15 protein-coding genes are annotated in these 21,474 nt (G+C 73.1%); 5 read left to right on the top strand and 10 right to left on the bottom strand.

Annotation, left to right across the window (positions count from 1 at the left end; all coding sequences use genetic code 11):
* Positions 1 to 4 precede the first annotated feature (4 nt).
* Positions 5 to 412: a roadblock/LC7 domain-containing protein gene (locus ACZ60X_RS16660; protein ID WP_469598771.1), complete on the bottom strand. Its 408-nt coding sequence runs from the start codon at positions 410 to 412 to the stop codon at positions 5 to 7.
* Positions 409 to 2,517 (bottom strand): sensor histidine kinase, encoded by a 2,109-nt coding sequence (locus ACZ60X_RS16655; RefSeq protein ID WP_469599226.1) that lies wholly within the window; start codon positions 2,515 to 2,517, stop codon positions 409 to 411. Before ACZ60X_RS16655 ends, ACZ60X_RS16660 begins: the two co-directional genes overlap by 4 nt.
* Positions 2,518 to 3,122: 605 nt before the next feature.
* Here ACZ60X_RS16655 and ACZ60X_RS16650 point away from each other — a divergent pair.
* Complete coding sequence (locus ACZ60X_RS16650) at positions 3,123 to 4,118, top strand: hypothetical protein (protein ID WP_469598769.1); 996 nt, start codon at positions 3,123 to 3,125, stop codon at positions 4,116 to 4,118.
* Positions 4,119 to 4,294: 176 nt separating this feature from the next.
* Positions 4,295 to 7,669, top strand: a complete 3,375-nt coding sequence (locus ACZ60X_RS16645; protein ID WP_469598767.1) for a pyruvate carboxylase — start codon at positions 4,295 to 4,297, stop codon at positions 7,667 to 7,669.
* 55 nt (positions 7,670 to 7,724) lie between these two features.
* On the opposite strand, the gene ACZ60X_RS16640 is transcribed toward ACZ60X_RS16645, so the two are convergent.
* From ACZ60X_RS16640 to ACZ60X_RS16610, 7 genes are all read right to left on the bottom strand, one after another.
* Positions 7,725 to 8,702 carry a hypothetical protein gene (locus ACZ60X_RS16640; protein ID WP_469598766.1) on the bottom strand — a complete coding sequence of 326 codons (978 nt, stop codon included), beginning with the start codon at positions 8,700 to 8,702 and terminating at the stop codon, positions 7,725 to 7,727.
* A gap of 188 nt (positions 8,703 to 8,890) precedes the next feature.
* Entirely contained in the window at positions 8,891 to 9,349 is a 459-nt protein-coding gene (locus ACZ60X_RS16635) for a hypothetical protein (protein ID WP_469598765.1), read from the bottom strand.
* A 93-nt stretch (positions 9,350 to 9,442) separates the two neighbouring features.
* On the bottom strand, positions 9,443 to 10,219 hold the full coding sequence (locus ACZ60X_RS16630; protein ID WP_469598764.1) for a polysaccharide lyase family 7 protein: 777 nt from the start codon (positions 10,217 to 10,219) through the stop codon (positions 9,443 to 9,445).
* Between the two features lie 117 nt (positions 10,220 to 10,336).
* Positions 10,337 to 11,545 carry a carbohydrate-binding protein gene (locus tag ACZ60X_RS16625; protein ID WP_469598762.1) on the bottom strand — a complete coding sequence of 403 codons (1,209 nt, stop codon included), beginning with the start codon at positions 11,543 to 11,545 and terminating at the stop codon, positions 10,337 to 10,339.
* A gap of 131 nt (positions 11,546 to 11,676) precedes the next feature.
* Positions 11,677 to 13,848, bottom strand: coding sequence for a glycoside hydrolase family 31 protein (locus tag ACZ60X_RS16620; protein ID WP_469599224.1), 2,172 nt, complete (start codon positions 13,846 to 13,848; stop codon positions 11,677 to 11,679).
* Positions 13,849 to 14,452: 604 nt separating this feature from the next.
* A complete protein-coding gene (locus ACZ60X_RS16615) occupies positions 14,453 to 14,680 on the bottom strand; it encodes a tautomerase family protein (RefSeq protein WP_469598760.1) in 228 nt (75 codons plus the stop codon).
* Positions 14,681 to 14,730: 50 nt separating this feature from the next.
* Positions 14,731 to 15,546: an SDR family oxidoreductase gene (locus ACZ60X_RS16610; RefSeq protein ID WP_469598758.1), complete on the bottom strand. Its 816-nt coding sequence runs from the start codon at positions 15,544 to 15,546 to the stop codon at positions 14,731 to 14,733.
* Between the two features lie 164 nt (positions 15,547 to 15,710).
* Between ACZ60X_RS16610 and ACZ60X_RS16605 the strand changes: the two genes are divergently transcribed.
* From ACZ60X_RS16605 to ACZ60X_RS16595, 3 genes are all read left to right on the top strand, one after another.
* Positions 15,711 to 16,565, top strand: a complete 855-nt coding sequence (locus ACZ60X_RS16605) for a helix-turn-helix transcriptional regulator (RefSeq protein WP_469598756.1) — start codon at positions 15,711 to 15,713, stop codon at positions 16,563 to 16,565.
* Between the two features lie 175 nt (positions 16,566 to 16,740).
* Positions 16,741 to 17,904 carry a GNAT family N-acetyltransferase gene (locus tag ACZ60X_RS16600; RefSeq protein WP_469598753.1) on the top strand — a complete coding sequence of 388 codons (1,164 nt, stop codon included), beginning with the start codon at positions 16,741 to 16,743 and terminating at the stop codon, positions 17,902 to 17,904.
* Between the two features lie 107 nt (positions 17,905 to 18,011).
* Positions 18,012 to 20,651 (top strand): beta propeller repeat protein, encoded by a 2,640-nt coding sequence (locus ACZ60X_RS16595; RefSeq protein ID WP_469598751.1) that lies wholly within the window; start codon positions 18,012 to 18,014, stop codon positions 20,649 to 20,651.
* A gap of 61 nt (positions 20,652 to 20,712) precedes the next feature.
* On the opposite strand, the gene ACZ60X_RS16590 is transcribed toward ACZ60X_RS16595, so the two are convergent.
* The gene (locus ACZ60X_RS16590) at positions 20,713 to 21,474 is read right to left on the bottom strand and encodes an ABC transporter ATP-binding protein (protein ID WP_469598749.1); all 762 of its coding nucleotides are present in this window, start codon (positions 21,472 to 21,474) and stop codon (positions 20,713 to 20,715) included.

Below are 21,474 nucleotides of genomic sequence, written 5' to 3'. Positions count from 1 at the left end.
CTGGTCATGAGGTGCGGGGCAGAGCGGTCAGGTGCTCGCCGAGCTGCTCCACGAGTTCGGTCATGTGGTGCCCGACGACGCCCGCGTCCGCGTCCTCCGTGGTGACGACGGCCAGATGGGCGCCGGCGCCCGCCTCCACGATGAACAGCACACCGCCGTAGAACTCGGTCATCGCCGAGCGCACGCCTCCGCTGCCGTCGCCGAACTCGACGGACGCCCCGTGCGACAGCGACTGGATCCCGGCGGCGATCGCGGCGAGCTGATCGGCCTGATCGACGCTCAGTTCCGGGCTGCGGCACAGCTTGAGACCGTCCCGGGACAGCACGAGCGCGTGCCGCGCCCCCGGGGTCCTGTCCAACAGGCCCTCCAGGAGCCAGGTGAGCGTGTCGTCGGCGGTGGTCGGGCCGGTCATGAAGTGGTGTCGCCTTCCGGGTGCGCGTGCGGATGGGAGGGGGCGGCGGGGCCGTCCGTGCCGGGGGTGCCGTGGGCACCACCGGCGTGACCGCCCGGCGTGCCGTCGGGCGGCGCGCCGTCGGTCCGGCTGCCCGACGCGACGCCGTGCGCGGACGGGGCCGGCCCGGCGGTGCGGGTGGCACGGGCGGTGCCCTGCCGGGCGCCGCCCGCGCCCCGCTCCCCAAGCGTCGCGTCGGTGGCGTCGGCTGCGCCTCGCTCCTGAGGCGCAGCCTGCGCGGCGCCGGGCGAGCGGCCGCCGAGGACCTCGTCCTGGGCGTCGTCGTGCCGGGCGTGGCCGACGGGGTGCGGCGCCGGTGTGCCGCCCCGCGATGGCGGGGTCGGACGGGTGCCGTCCGGACCGCTTGGCGCGCTGCCCGCGGCGGCCTCCCGCGACGCACCGTGCTGCGCCGCGGGGGCGGTGGCCTGGTGCGGCGCCGGTGGAGCCGTACCGGGGGGAGAGGGGACGGGAGCGGCCGAGGACGGGGGAGTCGGCCCGGCGGTGGCGGGGCGGGTGGCCGACGGCGGGATGCCGGCGTCGGCCGGGTGGGAGGCCGGGGCGTCCGGTACGTCCGTCGCGGCCGTGGCCGGGCGGACCGCCCGGCGGAAACTGCTGAAGCGGGCGGCGCGCGCCCTGCCCGTGCCGGGGTCGGTGGTCGCGGGCCGGAGGGCGTCGTCGGGGGTGGGAGCGGGTATGGCGCTGTCGGCCGTCGGGCGGGGCGTGTCCGTGCCGGGCGCCGGCCGCGTGGTGTGGGAGCGGGTGCGTTCGGCCTGGGCCAGGGTGTGGCCCCGGCGGCGCTTGGGCAGGCCGGAGGGGCCCGGTTCCGTGGTGGGTGCGGCGGCGGGCTCGTGGACCGGGGCGGCATCGGCAGAGGCGGGTGCCGGTGTCGGGACCCGCTCGCGCGGCGTCGCCGCCGGTGTCCCGGCGGGCACGGAGCTGGTGAGGATGTCCTGCGGGATGAGCATCAGCACACCCGTGCCGCCCCGCGCGGACGGGCGGAACGACACCTTCAGGCCGTGCTTGCGGGCGAGCCGGCCGACCACGGCGAGCCCGAGCCGGGTACCGGTCAGGCCGCCCAGCTCGGAGACGTCACCGGACACCGCCCGCTCGGCGCGGCGCAGCTGCACCTCGCCCATCACCAGACCGCTGTCCTCCACGGACACGATGACCCCGGCCGGCACCTGTTCGACGTAGACGTGCACCTCCGCCGTCGGCGGCGAGAAGTTCGCGGCGTTGTCCAGGAGTTCGGCCAGCGCGTGCATCACGCCCTCGGCGGCGTGCCCGGCCACGGCGGCCTCGCTGACCGAGTGCACCCGCACCCGGCGGTAGCCGGCGATCCGGCCCATCGCGCCGCGCAGGATCGACTCCATCCCGATCGGCCGCGCCCACCGGCGCCCCGAACGCGCTCCGGTCAGCACGGCGACGGAGTCGGCGAGCCGGCCCGCCTGGGCGGTGCGGTGGTCCAGATGGAGGAGGTCGGCGAGGACGTCCTCGTCGGAGTGCCGGTCCTCCATCGCGCGCAGATCGGCCAGCGTGGCGGTGGCGAGCGCCTGCATCCGGCCCGCGGCGCCGGACGTCGCGGCGATCGCCGTGTCCCGCTCGCGCCGGGTCCGCTCCAACTCGGCCGTCAGCCGCGCGTTCTCCCCGCGCAGCCGGTCCGTCTCCCGCCCGCTCTCCCGCTCCAGCCGCGCCCGGTCGGCCTCGAACGTCTCGGTCAACTCCGCCCGCTGCCGGGCGAGTTCGTCGATGAGCCGCTGTTGCTCCTGGCGGGCCTCCTCGGTCGTGCGGGCCTGCTGCTGCAGCAGGCGCCCGAGGTCCCGGGTCACGGTGTCCAGCCGGTGCCGCAGTCCGCGCGTGGTGCGCCGCGCGTGCGCGGCCATGGCGACCGCCGCGCTGAACAGGACCGCCGCCGCGCCCGCACCCCAGGCCAGCGGGGTGCGCACCGAACCGGGAGCCGCCGCCACCGCCGCGAGGACCGCGAGAGCCGACAGCGCACCGGTCACGGCGAGGACGGAGAGGAAGATACGGAGGGAGGGTCGGTCGCCGGCATGCGTGGGCGGGGTCATCGGTCCGGTCTGGTCCTCGCGGCAGAGAACGGGCATGGGGGCTGGCGGAAACGGTCGGATGGTGATACGTGACACACGGTGGTCAAGTGACGGTCACTATACGAGAGTTCGTAATCGAAAAAGAAAGGTTCCGCGTTTGTGCCGTGAAGTGCGCGGTCATTTCCGTGCGTTGGACGCGAACCGGAAGACCGGGGCACTCGGGGTCCATGCGGACGACCGGTGTTGCACAGGGGCCCGCTCGCAAGGACGCAACCGGGGCCCCGCGGGTTGCCTCGCGGACCTGGATTTCCGCGTCGTGGAGCTGTGGGTCTTTTCATACCCCCGCGCTTCCGCAATGGATCTTGACGCCCGCCTCCCGGGTCGCTGAACTGTCACCGACCGGGCCTCACCGCCACAGAGGCCCACACCGGGGGAGGGACCGGGCATGCACGGCGTGACCCGTACCGAGGGGGTAGGCCGACCGGGAGAGATCAGCACATCTATACGATGGCGCCTGAAAAGGGCGGATGTCAGGAAAACGCCTCGCGTGGCGGCGACGCCGGAAGCGCGGCGGAAGGGGCGATGTGCATGACGGGGGAGTCGAAGGCGATGGGCTGCCGTGTCTCATGACGACTGAAGGGCGCATCGAGGCATGCCGCTCCCTGCTCGCCCGCCTCGCGCGGTTCACCGGGCGCACCCTGCGCGGCGAGTGGCACGCGATCGTCATCGAGCCGGTCCAGCGCCTCGCGCGCCGCGGCTTGTCCGGACTGCTGCTGGCGTTCGTCGCCGCGTTCGGCGTGGTCTTCTTCCACGGCGTCGCCCAGCACCCGCTCGGCGCCCTCTGGGTGACCCGGCTCGGCGGCGTCAAGGCCGAACTGCCGCTCTGGCTGGAGCTGCTGCGCACCCCGGTGTCGCTGTACGTGCCGGCGCTCGACCTGCCGGTGTGGGCGGGCATCACCCAGCTGTTCCTCGCCTTCGCCTGGGCGGAACTGACCCTGGGCCGGGCCCGGACGCTGGTGATCGCCTACGCCACCACGCTGGGCGGCACGCTCACCGCCCGCCTGATGATCGCGATGGGCCCCGGCTGGGGCGGTCTCGGGCTGCCACCCGAGACCGCCCATGTGCTGGACACCGGGCCGTCCGCGGCCGTCGTCGGCCTGTTCACGTACCTCGCGGTGATCAAACGCGCTCCGGTGGTGTTCACGCTCACCGGCGGCTCGATGGTCTGGGAGTCCGTCGCCATTCCGAACCTGGCCGGCCGCGAGCATCTGATCGCGGTGGGCACGGCGATCGTGCTCGGGCTGCTGCACGGCCGCCGCGAGCGGCTGTGGGCGCGGCTCCGCTCCCTGCTTCCCGGCCGGCACCGGCTGCTCCCCACCCACGTCCCGCACCCCGCCCCGGCGATCCCCCCGACGCCGCCGGCCCCCGGCCCCACCGCGGCCCCTGGCCCCACCGCTGCGCCCCACCGCACCGAGGACCCCGACCTCGGGGGCTCCGTACCGGAGTCCACCCAGGCCCCTGGGCTCACCCCAGCCCCCACTCCCGCGCAGCCCCGGACGGTGCCCGCGCCCGCGCGGGCCGAGCGGCGCGGGGACGCGGCGATGACGTCCCTGGAGCACTGACCGCACTGACCGGCGGCGTATGTCCACCGGTCCCGCTGTGGCGTCGGACACCCCGGCGGTGTGACGGTTTCCGCACGTCGAGTCCCGGGGAACCCCCTAGGGTTGCCGCGAGATACGGCAGGGCGTGGCTGACACCGTGGTGTTCGTCGCCGGCAGGCAGCTGAAGGGAATCCAGGATGTTCCGCAAGGTGCTGGTCGCCAACCGTGGAGAGATCGCGATCCGCGCGTTCCGGGCGGGCTATGAACTCGGCGCGCGCACCGTCGCCGTGTTCCCGCACGAGGACCGCAACTCGTTGCACCGGCTGAAGGCCGACGAGGCGTACGAGATCGGGCAGCCGGGACATCCGGTGCGGGCCTACCTCTCCGTCGAGGAGATCGTGGCGGCCGCCCGCCGGGCGGGCGCCGACGCCGTCTACCCCGGGTACGGCTTCCTGTCCGAGAACCCCGAGCTGGCCCGCGCCTGCGAGGAGGCGGGCATCACCTTCGTCGGGCCCAGCGCGGCGATCCTGGAGCTGACCGGCAACAAGGCCCGCGCGGTCGCCGCGGCCCGCGCCGCCGGCGTACCCGTGCTCGGCTCCTCGCAGCCCTCCACCGACGTGGACGAACTGGTGCGCGCAGCCGAGGAGATCGGCTTCCCCGTCTTCGTCAAGGCGGTCGCGGGCGGCGGCGGGCGCGGTATGCGGCGGGTGGAGGAGCCCGCTCAGCTGCGCGAGTCGATCGAGGCCGCCTCCCGTGAGGCCGCCTCCGCCTTCGGCGACCCGACCGTCTTCCTGGAGAAGGCCGTCGTGGACCCGCGCCACATCGAGGTGCAGATCCTCGCCGACGGCCAGGGCGACGTCATCCACCTGTACGAGCGCGACTGCTCCCTCCAGCGCCGCCACCAGAAGGTCATCGAGCTGGCGCCCGCGCCCAACCTCGACCCGGAGCTGCGGGAGCGGATCTGCGCCGACGCCGTCCGCTTCGCCCGGGAGATCGGCTACCGCAACGCGGGCACCGTGGAGTTCCTGCTCGACCCCGCCGGCAACCACGTCTTCATCGAGATGAACCCGCGCATCCAGGTCGAGCACACGGTGACCGAGGAGGTCACCGACGTCGACCTGGTCCAGGCCCAGCTGCGCATCGCCGCCGGCGAGACCCTCGCCGACCTCGGCCTCGCCCAGGACACCATCACCCTGCGCGGCGCCGCCCTGCAGTGCCGTATCACCACCGAGGACCCGGCCAACGGCTTCCGCCCGGACACCGGCCGGATCAGCGCCTACCGTTCCCCGGGCGGCTCCGGCATCCGGCTGGACGGCGGCACCACCCACGCCGGTACGGAGATCAGCGCGCACTTCGACTCGATGCTGGTCAAGCTCACCTGCCGGGGCCGGGACTTCCCGGCCGCCGTGGGGCGCGCGCGGCGCGCCGTCGCCGAGTTCCGCATCCGGGGTGTCGCCACCAACATTCCCTTCCTCCAGGCCGTCCTCGACGACCCCGACTTCCAGGCGGGCCGGGTCACCACCTCGTTCATCGAGCAGCGCCCGCATCTGCTCACAGCCCGCACCTCGGCCGACCGCGGCACGAAGCTGCTCACCTATCTCGCCGACGTGACGGTCAACAAGCCGCACGGCGAGCGCCCCGACCTGCTCGACCCGGTCACCAAGCTGCCCGCGCTCCCGGCCGGCGAGCCACCGGCCGGCTCCCGCCAGCTGCTGGCCGACCTCGGCCCAGAGGGCTTCGCCCGCCGGCTGCGCGAATCGCCGACCATCGGCGTCACCGACACCACCTTCCGCGACGCCCACCAGTCCCTGCTCGCCACCCGGGTGCGCACCAAGGACCTCCTCGCGGTCGCCCCGGTCGTCGCCCGCACCCTGCCGCAGCTGCTGTCCCTGGAGTGCTGGGGCGGCGCGACGTACGACGTGGCGCTGCGCTTCCTCGCCGAGGACCCGTGGGAGCGGCTGGCCGCGCTGCGCGAGGCCGTGCCCAACATCTGCCTGCAGATGCTGCTGCGCGGCCGCAACACCGTCGGCTACACCCCGTACCCGACCGAGGTGACCGACGCCTTCGTGCAGGAGGCCGCCGCCACCGGCATCGACATCTTCCGCATCTTCGACGCCCTGAACGACGTCGGCCAGATGCGGCCCGCCATCGACGCCGTCCGCGAGACCGGCACCGCGATCGCCGAGGTCGCCCTGTGCTACACGGCCGACCTCAACGACCCGGGCGAGCGGCTCTACACCCTCGACTACTACCTGCGCCTGGCCGAGCAGATCGTCGAGGCGGGCGCGCACGTCCTCGCGGTCAAGGACATGGCCGGCCTGCTGCGTGCCCCGGCCGCCGCCAAGCTCGTCTCCGCGCTGCGCCGCGAGTTCGACCTGCCCGTGCACCTGCACACCCACGACACGGCCGGCGGCCAGCTCGCCACCTACCTCGCGGCGATCCAGGCCGGCGCCGACGCCGTGGACGGTGCCGTGGCCTCCATGGCCGGGACCACCTCCCAGCCGTCGCTGTCGGCCCTGGTCGCCGCCACCGACCACTCCGAGCGCCCCACCGGCCTGGACCTGCAGGCGGTCGGCGACCTGGAGCCGTACTGGGAGGGCGTGCGCAGGATCTACGCCCCGTTCGAGGCGGGACTCGCCTCCCCGACCGGCCGCGTCTACCACCACGAGATCCCCGGCGGCCAGCTGTCCAACCTGCGCACCCAAGCCGTCGCCCTCGGTCTCGGCGACCGCTTCGAGGACATCGAGGCGATGTACGCCGCCGCCGACCGCATCCTCGGCCGCCTGGTGAAGGTCACCCCGTCGTCCAAGGTGGTCGGCGACCTGGCCCTGCACCTGGTGGGCGCCGGGGTCTCACCGGAGGCGTTCGAGGAGACGCCCGACCGGTTCGACATCCCCGACTCGGTCATCGGCTTCCTGCGCGGTGAGCTGGGCACCCCGCCCGGCGGCTGGCCCGAGCCGTTCCGCACGAAGGCGCTCAAGGGCCGCGGCGCGCCCAAGCCCGCTCCCGAACTGTCCGCCGAGGACCGCGAGGGCCTGGCGAAGGACACCCGGGCGACGCTCAACCGGCTGCTGTTCCCGGGTCCGACGCGGGAGTTCGACGCCCACCGGCAGGCCTTCGGCGACACCAGCGTGCTGGACAGCAAGGCGTTCTTCTACGGCCTGCGGCCGGGCAAGGAGTACGCCGTCGACCTGGAGCCCGGCGTCCGGCTGCTCATCGAGCTGCAGGCGGTCGGCGAGGCCGACGAGCGCGGGATGCGCACGGTGATGTCCTCGCTCAACGGCCAGTTGCGTCCGATCCCGGTCCGCGACCGGGCGGCCGCCTCGGACGTGCCGGTCACCGAGAAGGCCGACCGCGCCAACCCGGGCCATGTGGCGGCGCCGTTCGCCGGTGTGGTGACCCTCGCGGTGGCCGAGGGCGACGAGGTCGCCGCCGGTGCCACCGTCGCCACCATCGAGGCCATGAAGATGGAGGCCACCATCACCGCCCCGAAGGCGGGCCGGGTCTCCCGGCTGGCCATCAACCGCATCCAGCAGGTGGAGGGCGGCGACCTGCTCGCCGAGCTGGCCTGAACCACCCGTGCGCCGTGGCCGGGACCCGGCCGCGGCGCACGCCCCGCCCGCGCGGCTACAGCCGGCCGAGCGGCTCCCGGAGCCGGGCGAGCAGCAGGTTCGGGTCCTTGCGGGTGTAGTACGCGTTGTTCGGTACGTAGACGGTGCGGCCCAGTACGGCCACGGAGGCCGGGTTGGACAGTCCCTCCCGCTGGGTGAGGGCGACCGTGTGCGTGCCGTCACGGTGCACGAGCACGACCTCGTTGGCCTTGTTCAGCGCGGCCACCACCGTGCGGCCGGCGCCGGGGAAGTCGAAGCCGCCGATGCCGTCCAGCCCGCTCGCCAGGGTCTCGGCCGGACCGGCGGAGCCGTCCGGACCGACCGGGATGCGCAGCAGCGTGCCGCGGTCGGTGTTGGACACCCAGACGGCGCCGCGGTGCACCTTGAGGCCGTTGGCGCCGATGCCGCCGGCGGACGACGTGGTCAGCGGCTTCAGCGGCGTCTGCCGGGCCCACGCCGTGGCCGGGCCGCCCTCCTGCGGGACACGCCAGACGGTGCCGAGCACCGAGTCGGCCGCGTACAGCACCTTGCGCCGCTCGTCGAGGGCCAGGCCGTTGGGGTAGCCGTTCTTCGGCAGCCGGGCGATCTGCTCGGGTGCCTCGCCGGGGGCGAGCCGCCAGATGCCGGTCCTGCCGGTGCCCGTCGCGTAGTTGACGTACAGCGTGCCGTCGTGGGCGCGGGCGATGCCGGTCACGACGGCGTGGTGCACGAGCGGGGTGGCGGGCTGGGGGACGGCGGGGAGGGTCGCGCGGATGTGCGTCTGTCCGTCGGGCGTCACATGCGCGATCTGCCGGGCGAGGGCGAGGGTCAGGTCGGCGGAGCCGTCGCGTTCCAGCGCGATGTTCTCGGGCGTCTGCCCGGAGGCCAGGCCGAAGTGGTGGGCGATGCGGGCGTCGGTGACGACGGGCTCGCTGCCGGTGGGGGGCGCCGCCGCGATCAGGCCGAGCGCGAGCAGGGCCGTGGCGGCACCGGCATGGCGGGGGAGTAGGGGCATGTGACCTCTCTCGGGACGGCGCGCGGGCGCCGGTGTGCGGGGTCACACCACCATGCGGCGGCGCCGGCCGGCCCGGGCGGGAGCGGGGCCGCGGGATCGCCCGCGCGGCTCAGCACCCGCCGCCGTACGCGGCGCGCCCGGGTGACGGCCGGTGTGCCGGCCGTCACCCGGGCGTGGGGCCCGCCGGGTCAGTCCCAGAGCGGATAGTTCATGACCTGCTTGAAGGTGTCCGGCCGGGCGCCGGTGTAGCTCAGGCTGATGTTGGCGTAGCGCTCGAAGTGCGGGTGCTTCTTCCACATCTTCTCGCCGCTGAGCCGGATGACGACCGGGTACGCGCGGAAGGTCCCGGCCGCGCAGTACGGCTTGCAGTCGTTGACCATGTTCACGCCGACGGCCCTCGCCCCGTCCGGACCCCACGCGCTCCAGTGCAGTCCGGTCAGCCGGCTGTTGCCGTCGCCGCAGGCCAGGATGAAGTCGTCCGGGCGGACGTTGCGGTGGAAGAAGCAGTCGACGAGCACGGGTTGTCGCGCACGCGGCGTCGACGGTGCCGCCGCGGTCGGCGGACTGGCCGACGCCGTCGTCATCGCCGCTGCCAGCAGGGCACCTGCCGTCAGGGTCACCGCCGTTCCCACCACTGATCCGCGCATGGCCGCTCCCACCGTCGTGCTGTGTCCGACCGTGTCCACTCGACGCTACGACCGTACGGCCGTTTGCACCAGTCGCGCAGGTCGGGCCGCCTGTCAGCCGTGCCTGACGGTCAGGCCGTAGAAGGCGACCCGGGCGCCGGCGGTGGTGCTGTCCGAGGAGGACTGGTTGTAGGAACCGGCCTTGAAGTACTGCTTGTACTGCTGGAACGACGACGGGACGGCGTAGTGGGTGGTGCTGCCGTCGACCGTCAGACCGATCGTGTCGCCGCCGGAGACCGCGATGGTGTAGCTCCAGGTCTTCCCGATCGCAACATGTCCGACGGGGTGCGGGGTCTGGCCGCCGGACGGCGAGTTCTCGGTGCCGAGCACGATGTCGCCGTCTGCCCGGTAGTACAGCTCCAGCAGCGGCTTGGTGGAGGAGCCGCCGCTGCCGAGGTGGATCTGGCCCACGCACACGTTCTTCGTCACGGACACCACGCGCAGGGTCGCGCTCATCCGGTGCGAGCCGGACAACGGCCAGTCGGCGGGGCTGCCGTCGCGGTTCGTCTCGCGCAACTCGGAGCGCGCGTACCGGGAGTTGGGGGTGGTGACGCCCTTCTCCGGTGCCCAGAACGTCATCGCGCCGTCGCGGGTGTCTGTGTAGAAGTACGCGTCCTGGTAGCCGTTCGCGCCCTGGAGCCGGGACGAGGGGATGGTGGTCGGGTGGCCGGGGGAGCCGACGGGCTCCTGGAGTTCCCAGGCGGACAGGTCGAAGTTGCCGCCGGGGGCGACGTGCGGATCGGCGGCGGTCGCACCGGGGCCGCCGAGCAGGAGGAGGGCGAGGGCGAGGCCCGCGGTGGTCGGCACCGCGAGGAGCCGGGATCGGGTCATGGGGGTCCCTTCATCGGACCGGAACGCGATCGGCGTTCAGTATGATGAACGACGATCGCGTATCTGGTCGCCGGTGCCCCGTGAAGCTAGAGGTCTGAACCAAACACGTCAAGAGGTTCAGCAGGCGCCCTCGTCGGCCCACGGACCCCACTGCGAGGCGCCCGGCACCTCGTTCTGGGTCCACCACTTGGCCTTCCAGTTGTGGTTGCCGTACGACACCTCGTCACCCGCCGTGTACACCGACGTCGCACTCCACGCGGTCTTGCAGGAGGTGGGGGTCGGGGTCGGAGTCGGGGTGGGCGTAGTGGTCGGTGGGGTGACACCGGCGAACTGCACGGAGTACTTCGCGAAGTCCCAGTCGTTCTGCGCCACGCTGGAGCACGTCCCGGACGTGCGGCCGCCGTTGTCGGGCGGGGAGCACTGCCGGTCGCGGTTCAGGGACCAGAACGTGAAGCGGTCCATGTTGTGGCTCGTGGCGTAGTCCAGCACGGTCTGGAAGTCCGCCTGGGTGAAGTACTCGCCGGTGTCGCTGCGGCCGTTCATGCCGGAGAAGCCCTCGTGGGCGTACGCGGTCGCCTGGTCCCAGCCGAAGGTCGACTGCAGGATCGAGTTGAAGTTGGTCAGCGCGGCCGTCTGGCTCGCCGCCCCGCTGAAGCCGCCGTCGAACGGCATGATGGAGAAGTTGTTCGGGGTGAAGCCCTGGGACTTGGCCTCCAGGAGCATCTGCTTGCCGAACCAGCCGGTGCCGTCGGCGGTGCCCGCCGTCGTCACGGACACGTACAGCCCCGGGTTGTCCTGCTGGAGGATCTTCGCGGCGCCGATCTCGTTGTGGATGGCCGCGCTGTTCTCGTACTCCGGCTCCTCCAGGTCGAAGTCGATGGCGTGCAGCCCGTACTTGGTGACGACCTGCTGGTACGCCGCCGCCGTGGCGGCCGGGTCCGCGCAGGCCTGGCCGAGCTTCGTACCGCCGTAGCCGCCGATCGAGACGGACACGTCACCGCCCTTGGCGCGGATGGTGTTGATCATCGACTGCACGGCCGTGTCGGAGGAGACGGGTGCGGTGCCGCCCCAGGTCGGTGAGCAGCCGCCGCCGTCGGGTGCGAGGACGAACGCCAACTGGAAGGCCTTCAGTCCGGTCGCGTCCATGATGGCGGACGGGTCCGGCGGGTTGTTGTCCAGCGGCATCAGATAGGGGGCCGCGGCGTACCAGCGGTTGCTCAGCGCGGTCGTCGCGCCCGAGGCGCTGCCCGCGACCAGTGCGGTGGTGCCGGCGGCGGCGAGCGTGACGGCCGCCGCCGCGCCGAGACATGCCCGAAGACGTCTCACTGCGTGCCTCCAGAGGGTGGGGGTGGGGAGGTCCCCGATGCGGGGAGCCCCACCCTCCGGGAGCTGTTGCGGTCACGTCAATGAGTTGGACTAGACCAGCACGGCTCTTTGGACTAGACCATGCGATTCCTTTACCTGTCGTCGACCAGGCGCACGGTGAACCCGCGGTCGAGCGGCAGACTCGGCGTGGTGAGCGTCGTGACGTGCGCGCCGGGGTCGAACGTCCAGGACGAGGCGGGCAGTTGGCGGCCGTCGAGCAGGACTCGCGCGGGCGCGGAGGTGCCGTGCAGGGTCAGCCGGTAGGTCCGGGCGTCCACCTTGCCCGCGTACGCGCCCCTGCTCGGCCCCACCGAGACGGTCGTCCCGCCGCCGCCCGTGTGCAGGCGGACCCGCTGCGTGGCACGGGCGCCCTTGGCGAAGTCGCGGGTCGTCCCGTCGTCCTCGTACAGCGTGTAGCGGCTGGTGCCGCGGGCCGCGGGGTACAGGTCCCAGTCCAGCTCGTGGCGGTCCCGGGTCTGCCAACTCGTGGTGCCTGCGGGCCACATGGGGACGATGGCGCCCTCGCGCACGAACAGCGGCAGCGTGTCGAGCGGGGCGTGGTAGCCGTTGACCGTGGTCGGCCCCCGGTAGGTGCGGCCCGTCCGGTAGTCGGTCCACGTGCCCTTCGGCAGATAGATGCCGTCGCGGGTGTCGGAGTCCTGGTACACCGGGGCGACGAGGAAGTCGGGCCCGGACAGGAACTCGTACCTCGCCTGCTCCGACAGTGTGCGGGGGTCGTCCGGGAACTCCAGCCACAGGGGGCGCACCGCGCCCACCCCGGTCCGCGCCGCCTCGGCGGACAGGGTGTACATGTACGGCAGCAGCCGTTCCTTCAGCTGGAGGTAGGTGCGGTTGATGGAGGTATACGGTTCGCCGTCGAGCCACGGCTGCTGATCGGCGGGCTTCTTGGTCGTGAGGTCCGTCGCCCAGCCGTCCATCGTCATGACGGCCGGCAGGAACGCCTTCCACTGCAGGTCGCGGGTGTACATCTTCGCGTCGTGGCGGTAGATGCTGCCCACGTCGCCGGTGTCGTAGGCGATGCCGGACATCGTCGCCCCCGCGTAGGTCGGGATCTGCCAGCGGATGTAGTCCCAGGACAGCTTCTGGTCGCCGCTCCACAGCACCCCGCAGCGCTGGGCGCCGGCCCAGGACACCGGCAGCCACACGAACCCGCGCGCGTCGCTGTTGTCCTCGATCCCCTTCTTGGCCGCGTCGCAGGCGTCGAGGGCGAACGCGTAGCCGTTGCCGACCCAGGCCACGTCCAGCTTGGCCACCCGCTGGCCGGCCTTGACCTGGTCGGCGAGCTTGCCGATGCCGTCCTGGGTCCACAGGCCGAGCTGGGCGTGGTGGTCCTGGAGGCCCTTCGCCGTCTGCTCCAGGTTCTCGTAGCCGCAGCCGTAGCCGTCGTTGACCAGCATCCAGCCGAGCGGCATGCGGTGCGCGGTGTAGCCGTCGGCGACCTTCAGCGCGTCCAGGGTGTGCCGCTCGCCCCGGTTGGCGTTGTGCAGATAGCAGTCGGAGTCGCCCGGCTCCAGGCCGTACACCGGAGGCATGAACGGCCTGCCGACCAACGCCGTGTACTTTCCGATCACTTGCCTCGCGTCACCGAGGAAGTAGTAGGCGTCCAGGCGCCGCTCCTGCTGGCCGGTGGTGACCGGCTGCCCGAAGGTGTAGACGCCGGGCGCGAAGGTGTTGCGGAAGGCGCCGTAGCCCGCGCTGGAGAGGTAGAACGGCTGGGAGTTGTTGTAGCCGCCCTCGTTCCAGTCGAAGCTGTTGGCCACGTACATCGTCTGTCCGCGGTGCGAGAAGCTGCCGTTCTGCTCACCGCCGCCGAAGAACTGCTCGTCCGCGCCCCGCGCCAGGCTCTGCCGCATCCCGCCGGTCGACCAGCGCAGCGGCTTGTCCTCCTGCCAGATCCGGGTGCGGTTGTCGGGCCGGTACAGGCCGAAGCGCAGCGGCTTCTTGTACACGCGCAGCACGGCCTGCGGAGAGCGCACGCCGTAGTAGTCGCCCGCGTCGAACGACGACGTGCGCCGCTCCGGGGCGGGCTCCTCGCGCACGATCGCCGTGCCGGCGGGATCGCTCAGCGATCCGGACGGATCGGCCCGGAGCCGGAGCTCTCCGCCCGCCAGGAAGTCGGCCCGCGCCGTCAGCTGCCCGGCCCGCACGGTGTAGCCGCCGTCGTCGCCCGAGAAGGACGTGAGGTCGCCGGCGTCCGTGGTCGCGGGCAGGTACGCGGTGCCCGTGAAGGAGGCGGCGTGCACGTCGTACGGCACGACCAGCACGTGGTACGTCCCCGACGCCCGCGGGATCACCGTGGCCTCGGGGTCGGCGGTGCCCGCGCTGGACGCCACCTGCTTGCCCTGGTCGTCGTAGACGTACAGGTCGAAGTCGTCGGAGGGCCGGTCCCACCGGATCGACAGCGGGACACCGCCCTCGGGGTTGTCGTCCCAGTAGCCCGCCGGCACCGAGACGGTCAGGTCGAAGCGGTCGCAGACCGTGTCGCCGGGGTCGGTGCCGGCGGCCGGGCAGCTCTCGGTGCCGCCGCCGGTGCCCTTGGCGTAGACCGGGCTCTGCCAGCTGACACTGCGGTGGGCGGGGTCGAGCACGGCGCCGGAGGCGGTGGCGGCGGCCCGGGCGGGTGCCGGGCCGCCGAGCACGGTCGCCGCCAGGGCGCCCGCCAGCCCCAGCGGCACCCAGGCCGGCCAGGGCACCCGATGGCGCGATCGTCGCGGTCTTTGCACGCGGAACAGCTCCTCTCGCAGCACTGCGGACTGACTGTTCTTGCTCGGATGCTCGTAAGCGATTGAAATGAGCTTCAATCGAGCACTTTCACGCACGAAGACTCAGGGTTGTCACAGGTTCATGTCAAGAGGTGGGCGGCCTGTCGGACGGCTCCTGCAGCATCGCCAGGGTCAGGACCCCGCCGCCGATGCCCCAGCCGCCGTCGGTCACCTCCTCCACCAGCACCAAGGTGGCGGCGCGGGCCCGCTCGCCGTAGATCTCGGCGTACAGCTCGGTGGTGCGGGTGACGATCAGCTCCTTCTGCTTGTCGTCCAGGCTTCCGGCGGGGACCTTGAAATTCGCGAACGGCATGGTTGCTCTCCTCGGGGGGTGGGATGTCGGTGGACGGTGTGTCGGGGACGTCAGACGATGCCGCCGTTGGCGCGCACCACCTGGCCGTTGATCCAGTGGCCGGCGGGCGAGGCGAGGAAGGCGACGGCCTCGGCGATGTCGACGGGCGTGCCGAGGCGCTCCAGCGGGGACTGCGCGGCGAGCCGGGCGATGCTCTCCTCGTCCTTGCCGTCCAGGAACAGGTCGGTGGCCGTGGGGCCCGGGGCGACGGTGTTCGCGGTGACGTCCCGGCCGCGCAGTTCGCGGGCCAGGACCAGGGTCAGCGCCTCCACCGCGCCCTTGCTCGCGCTGTAGCCGCCGTAGGAGGGGAAGGCCAGGCCCACCACGGAGCTGGAGAAGGCGATGAACGCCCCGCCCCGGCGCAGCCTGCGGGCCGCCTCCCGGGCGACGGTGAACGTGCCGCGGACGTTCGTGCGGTGCATCGCGTCCAACTCCGTGAGATCCGTGTCCGCTACGGGCGCGAGGTACATCCGGCCCGCCGCGTGGACCACGACGTCGATCCCGCCGAACTCCGCGGTGGCGGTCTCGAACAGCGCGGCGACCTGCTGCTCGTCGGCGACATCGGCGCGGACGGCGACCGCACGGCCGCCCGCCGCGGTGATCTCCTCGACAGCGGCCTCGGCCGGATCGCGGTTGCGCGCGTAACCGACCACCACGGCATGGCCGTCGGCGGCGAGCCGGGCCACCGTCGCCCGGCCGATGCCGCGCGAGCCCCCGGTGACGATCGCGACCCGGGGCGCCGACGGGCCGGCCGACGAGACGGCGCCCGCCGGGGCGGTGGCCGTCGGGGCGGTGGCGGTCGAGGGGGTGGTCGCTTCGGTGGGCATGGGAACTTCCCTTGCTGTGTGGTGTGACGTCCGGTGCCGCGGGGCGAGCGGCCCCGCCGGGTGGCTCCACCCTCGGCCGCCGCGGCCCGGGCAGCCACGGCTCGGCTCACCCTGGGGTCGGCAACCCCTGGATACGGGCGTGCCGAGGCGCGACCATGGACCGCGTGAACCACGCAGAGCTGGCCGCCTTCCTCAAGTCCCGGCGCGACCGGGTCCGCCCCGCCGACGCCGGCCTGCCCGCGGGACCCCGCCGCCGGGTTCCGGGCCTGCGCCGCGAGGAGGTCGCGCAACTGGCCGGACTGTCGGCCGACTACTACACGGAGCTGGAGCGCGGCCGGGGCGCCCAGCCCTCCGCCCAGGTCCTGGCCGCCCTCGCCCGCGCCCTGCGGCTGAGCGGCGACGAACGCGACCACCTCTTCCACCTCGCCGAGCGCCCGCTGCCGCCCGCCGCGAGCGGCCCCAGCACCCTCGCCCAGCCCGCCCTGCTGGGCCTGCTCGACCGGCTCGGCACGACCCCCGCCCAGGTCATCACCGATCTGCACGAGCCGCTCGCGCAGAACGCGCTCGCCGTGGCACTGCTCGGCGCGATGCCGGCCGGGCGCGGCCCCGAGCGCAGTTTCGTCCACCGCTGGTTCACCGACCCCGCCGCCCGCCGCCTCTACCCCGCCGAGGACCACCCGCACCACTCGCGCGTCTTCACCGCAGACCTCCAGGCCGTGGCCGCCCGGCGCGCGCAGGACACCGACGTGACGAGGATGGTGTCCGCGCTGCGCCGGCACAGCGCGGAGTTCGCCGAACTGTGGGAGCGGCGGGAGGTGGCCCTGCGCCGCACCGACCACAAGCGGATCGTCCATCCCACGCTCGGCGTCATCGAGTTGGACTGCCACAACCTCTTCAGCGAGGACGGCCGGCAGCGGCTGCTGTGGTTCAGCGCCCCGCCCGGCACCGCGGGAGCCGCCCAGCTGGAACTGCTCTCGGTGATCGGCACCCAGGACCTGGGCGCCGCGGTGGACTCCTGACCGATGTCCGCAGACCCATGGCGGACCCTCCGTCGCCTGAGGCACCCTTGAGGGCGTGCGTACTGTTTCGCGCCGTTTGGGCAGTCGCACACGGTGGGGACGCAGTCATCGGTACGCATGACATCGGTACGAATGGCAGGACGCGCCCGGCGCGTCATGGGGGGAGCGGTCGCGCATGCGATCCACGAGCCGTGCTTCACGATCCGACGGGAAGATCACCATCCACAGACCCGGCGAGCTGACACCCGACCTGCGTGCCGCCTGGCACAGCGCGATGGACGAGTCGCCGGAGTACGCCAATCCCTTTCTGGCGCCGGAGTTCGCCGCCGGCGTCGGGCTCTTCCGGGGCGGGGCGCGCGTGGCGGTCCTGCGCGAGCACGGGGAGCCGGTCGGCTTCCTCCCGTACGAGCGCGGGCCGTTGGGCACCGGCCGGGCCATCGGACTCGGCCTGTCCGACTGCCAGGCACTCGTGCACCGGCCCGGGGTCACCTGGGACGCGGAGGACCTGCTGCGCGCCTGCGGGCTCAGCATCTTCGAGTTCGACCATCTCGTGGCGGAGCAGCGGCCGTTCGCGCCGCACGTCACCGGCACCTTCGCTTCGCCGGTGATCGATGTGAAGCCCGGCGACGGCGGCTACCCGGAGTGGCTGCGGGCCACCTATCCGGGGCTGGCCAAGACGACCCTGAAGAAGGAGCGGCGGCTCGGCCGGGACATCGGGGAGGTGCGGTTCCGGTTCGACGAGCGCGACCCGGAGGTCCTGCGCACCCTGATGCGCTGGAAGTCCGCGCAGTACCGCAGGACCGGTCGCATGGACCGCTTCTCCCGGCCGTGGATCGTGGGCCTGGCCGACCATCTCTTCCGCGTCCGCGAGGAGCACTTCACCGGGGTGCTGTCCGTGCTCTACGCGGGCGACCGGCCGGTGGCGGCCCATTTCGGGCCCCGGTCGAGCACCGTACTGGCGGCCTGGTTCACCGCCTACGATCCCGAACTGCACTACTATTCCCCGGGGTTGATGATGCACCTGCGCACCGCCGAGGCGGCCGCGCGGGCCGGGGTCACCCTGGTCGACCTGGGCCGGGGCGACAAGGAGTACAAGGACTGGCTCAAGACCCGGGAGCTGCGGGTCGGTGAGGGCTTCGCCGCCCGGGCCCATCCGGTGGCCCTGGCCCAGCGGCTGTGGCGCAGGCCGGTGCGGGGTCTGCGCAACACGGTGCTGGCCCATCCCCGGCTGCGCGATCCGGCGGACCGGCTGCTCAGGACCGTGGGCCGGCTGCGCGCCCAGGGCGTTCAGGGCGCGGCCGTCCCGGCCGTCCGGAAGAATCGCGCCCCGGAACGGTAGGTACTGACAGGTTCTCGTCAAAATTTGGCCAAGCGGCGGACGTTTTCGCGCGCGCGTGGTCAGGTCTCCTGCGTCGGCAGTGTCGATGCCATTCAAGGAGGCCCCTGGTGTCCGTGCCAACCCGCAGAAGACGGTGGCTCACCCTCTGCGCGCTCACCGCGTCCGCCGCCCTGGTCGCGATCCCCCCGTCCGCTGCCTCCGGGCGCTCGCCGAGCCCCTTCGGAGTGCGCGTCCTCGGTCAACTGGCCAAGGAGCGCGAGCAGTCGGTGGGCGCCATGTCCCCGCATGTCGCGGGCGACGACCGCGGCGGCAACGAGGCGGGCGAGATCGCCGAAGGCGCGGACCAGTACGCCGAGGCCCGCACCTCGCCGGGCGTCGTCGCGCCCGGCGCGTACGGCGCCGCCTGGCGGGACCTCACGAACCTGCGCAGCGCGGGCGGGCATTGGCACAACATCACGAACCTGCCGTACAACTCCGACGACCCGCGCTACCGCGACGTCGACTCCAACTCCAGCGGCGGCTCGGGGAACGTGACCGGCCGCATGGCCGCGGTGGCCGCCGACGACGACGGCTTCGTCTACGCGGGCAGCGCCGGCGGCGGCGTGTGGCGTTCGCGCACCGGTGGCGGCCACTGGCAGCCCATCAGCGACCGGCTGCCCGCCCAGTCCACCGGCGCCCTCGCGCTCGACGGCCGGGGCCGGCTGTGGCTGGGCACCGGCGAGGCCACCACCAACTCCGACGCCTACCTCGGCAGCGGGGTCTACGTCCTGGACGACGCCCACCACGGCACTTTCTCGCCGCGCCGCCGGGTCGGCGGCGACGAGCTGGAGAGCACCACCATCCACGAGCTGCGCTTCGGCGGGGACACGGTCTGGGCGGCCACCAGCAAGGGCGTGTGGAGCCACTCCACGAAGCACCTGAACGGCCCCTGGCAGCTCCAGTACGCGCCCAACCCCGACTACCTGCCGGGTGGTCCGAAGGCCACGGACCCGTCCGCGCCGTACAAGAACATCGCCAACGACATCGCCATCGACCCCAGGGACCCGTCCAGGGTGGTCCTGGCCGTCGGCTGGCGCAGCGGTGACGACTACAACGGCTTCTACACCCGGGTGAACGGCACCTGGACCCGGATCACCAGCGGGCTCGGCGACCTGCCGGCCGACGCGCAGAACGTCGGCGACGTCACCTTCGCCCGCTCCGCCGACGGCTCCCGCTACTACGCCATCGACCAGTCCCCGCAAGCGCTCGCCACCAACCCGGACAGCGGCCTGGAGGGCATCTACGCCTCCACGTCCGGCTCCCCGACCGGGCCCTGGACGAAGATCGCCGACTACAAGGGCCTGGCCGCGGACAACTCCGCGCTGACGACGGCCGGCTACATGCCCGGCGTCCAGGCCTGGTACAACCAGTTCCTCGCCGTCGACCCCGCCGACCCGCAGCACGTCTACGCCGGGCTCGAAGAGGTCTACGAGACCAAGGACGGGGGCAGCACCTGGTCGACCGTCGGGCCGTACTGGAACTTCCCCTTCACCTGCTGGAGCGTCGACCCATCCCGGCAGACCGGCTCCTGTCACCAGACCACCCACTCCGACCAGCACGGCGTCGCCATCGGCAGCTACCACGGTAAGTCCTACGTCTACGTCGGCAACGACGGCGGCATCTACAAGCGCCCGGTCGACGGCACCCAGGACGCCTCCGGCCACGCCACCGACTGGACCTCGCTCAACGACGGCACCATCGACACCCTCCAGTACTACTCGGTCGGCATCGGCAAGGACCTCGACCACGGCGGGCTGTCCGTCACCGGCGGTCTGCAGGACAACGGCCAGTCCATCCTCCGCGGCGGTGACACGGTGATGGGCTCCAACTTCGGCGGCGACGGCGGCGACACGCTGACCGACCCCGCCAACGGCTGCGACATCGCGCAGGAGTACGTGTACCTCGCCGTCCAGGTCACCCAGGACTGCGCCGTGAACGACGGAAGTTGGTCCACCGACCCGACCAAGGCCACCTCGTACTCCGTCGCCCCGCCCGACAACGCGACCAGGGAGGCCCGCTTCATCGCCCCGCTCACCACGGACCTGAGGAACGGCGACACCTGGGTCGCGGGCGGACGCCACATCTGGGTCCAGACACACGGCTACGCCATCCGCAGCGGTTCCGAGTGGACCAGCGTCCACGACCTCGGCAAGGGCCGCACCGCGACCGCCGTCGCCGCGTCCGGCGGGAAGATCTACGCCGCCTGGTGCGGGCCCTGCAACAACCAGGGCTTCGCCCGCGGCATCGCCGTCGGCAACGCGGACGGCACCGGCTGGCACGACATCAGCCTGCCCGTCGACGGAACCGTGCCGAACCGCTACCTGAGCGGCTTCGCCGTCGACCCGCACGACGCCGACCACGTCTTCCTCACCGTCAGCGGCTTCTCGCGGGCCTGGACCGAGGGCCCCGGGGCGGGCGTCGGCCATGCCTTCGAGTCCACGGACGGCGGCACGACCTGGAAGGACGTCTCCGCCAACCTGCCCGACGTGCCGGCCGACTCCGCGCTGCTGACGGCCGACGGCGGCCTCGCCGTCGCCACCGACCTGGGCGTCGTCTACCGCGCCCCGGGCCGCACCACCTGGCGGCGCGTCGGCACCCTGCCGGCCGTCGCCGTCCTCCAGCTCAAGGCGAGCCCGGACGGCGGCACGCTGTACGCCGCGACGCACGGACGCGGGATCTACACGGTGCAGCTGTGCGACCTGCGCTGAGCCTTCCGGTGACGGGGAAGGGGTGACCGTCGTGCCTCCCGGGAACCTCGGGGGCCGGGGGTCACCCCTCGCGGTCGTCGCCGCGTACCGCTCGCCCCACCTCCGCGCGCAGCGCCACGAAGGCGGGCAGGCTCCGGGTGGTGATCTGGTCGCGGCAGGCGGGCAGGCCGACCGTCAGGTCCCGCACGACGCGGGAGCCGGGGCCGGCGGAGAGCACGACGACCCGGTCGCCGACGTACACGCTCTCGTCGATGTCGTGGGTGACGAACACGATCGTCGTGCCGTCGGCCCGGTGGACCTCCAGCAGCAGGTCCTCCAGATCCTCGCGGGTACGGGCGTCCAGGGAGCCGAACGGCTCGTCCATGAGCAGCAGGGAGGGCCGGCAGACCAGCGCGCGGGCGATGGCGACGCGCTGCTGCATCCCGCCCGACAGCTCCGGCGGACGGCGCCGCCCGGCCCCGGCCAGGCCGACGCGGTCCAGGATCGCCTCGGCCTCGGCCCGGCGCGCGGCCCGGCCGAGGCCCAGGCGGCGCAGCGGCAGCGCCACGTTGTCGCGGACGGTGAGCCAGGGCAGCAGCGAGCGGCCGTACTCCTGGAAGACGACCGCGAGCCGGTCGGGCACGCCGGTCACCGGTGTGCCGTCCACCGCGACCGTGCCCTCCTGGACGGGCAGCAGCCCGGCGATGGTCCGCAGCAGCGTGGACTTGCCGCAGCCGGACGGCCCGACGACGCACAGGAGCTGCCCGTCCGGCACCGTGAGGGAGATGCCGTCGAGGACGAGCTGGTCGCCGAAGCGCCGGCGCACGGAGTCGAGGCGCAGCAT

The organism is Streptomyces sp. NPDC104106, from assembly GCF_055584345.1.
The sequence above is the reverse complement of the archived record's forward strand: the minus strand, read 5'-3'. Positions and strand labels throughout refer to the sequence as shown.

Bases quoted from the DNA above. Each gene is read 5' to 3' on its own strand.
- ACZ60X_RS16590 (WP_469598749.1), bottom strand. From the start codon at position 21,474: ATGCTGCGCCTCGACTCCGTGCGCCGGCGCTTCGGCGACCAGCTCGTC.
- ACZ60X_RS16660 (WP_469598771.1), bottom strand. From the start codon at position 412: ATGACCGGCCCGACCACCGCCGACGACACGCTCACCTGGCTCCTGGAG.
- ACZ60X_RS16655 (WP_469599226.1), bottom strand. From the start codon at position 2,517: ATGACCCCGCCCACGCATGCCGGCGACCGACCCTCCCTCCGTATCTTC.
- ACZ60X_RS16645 (WP_469598767.1), top strand. From the start codon at position 4,295: ATGTTCCGCAAGGTGCTGGTCGCCAACCGTGGAGAGATCGCGATCCGC.
- ACZ60X_RS16640 (WP_469598766.1), bottom strand. From the start codon at position 8,702: ATGCCCCTACTCCCCCGCCATGCCGGTGCCGCCACGGCCCTGCTCGCG.
- ACZ60X_RS16635 (WP_469598765.1), bottom strand. From the start codon at position 9,349: ATGCGCGGATCAGTGGTGGGAACGGCGGTGACCCTGACGGCAGGTGCC.
- ACZ60X_RS16630 (WP_469598764.1), bottom strand. From the start codon at position 10,219: ATGACCCGATCCCGGCTCCTCGCGGTGCCGACCACCGCGGGCCTCGCC.
- ACZ60X_RS16615 (WP_469598760.1), bottom strand. From the start codon at position 14,680: ATGCCGTTCGCGAATTTCAAGGTCCCCGCCGGAAGCCTGGACGACAAG.
- ACZ60X_RS16610 (WP_469598758.1), bottom strand. From the start codon at position 15,546: ATGCCCACCGAAGCGACCACCCCCTCGACCGCCACCGCCCCGACGGCC.
- ACZ60X_RS16650 (WP_469598769.1), top strand. From the start codon at position 3,123: ATGACGACTGAAGGGCGCATCGAGGCATGCCGCTCCCTGCTCGCCCGC.
- ACZ60X_RS16600 (WP_469598753.1), top strand. From the start codon at position 16,741: ATGCGATCCACGAGCCGTGCTTCACGATCCGACGGGAAGATCACCATC.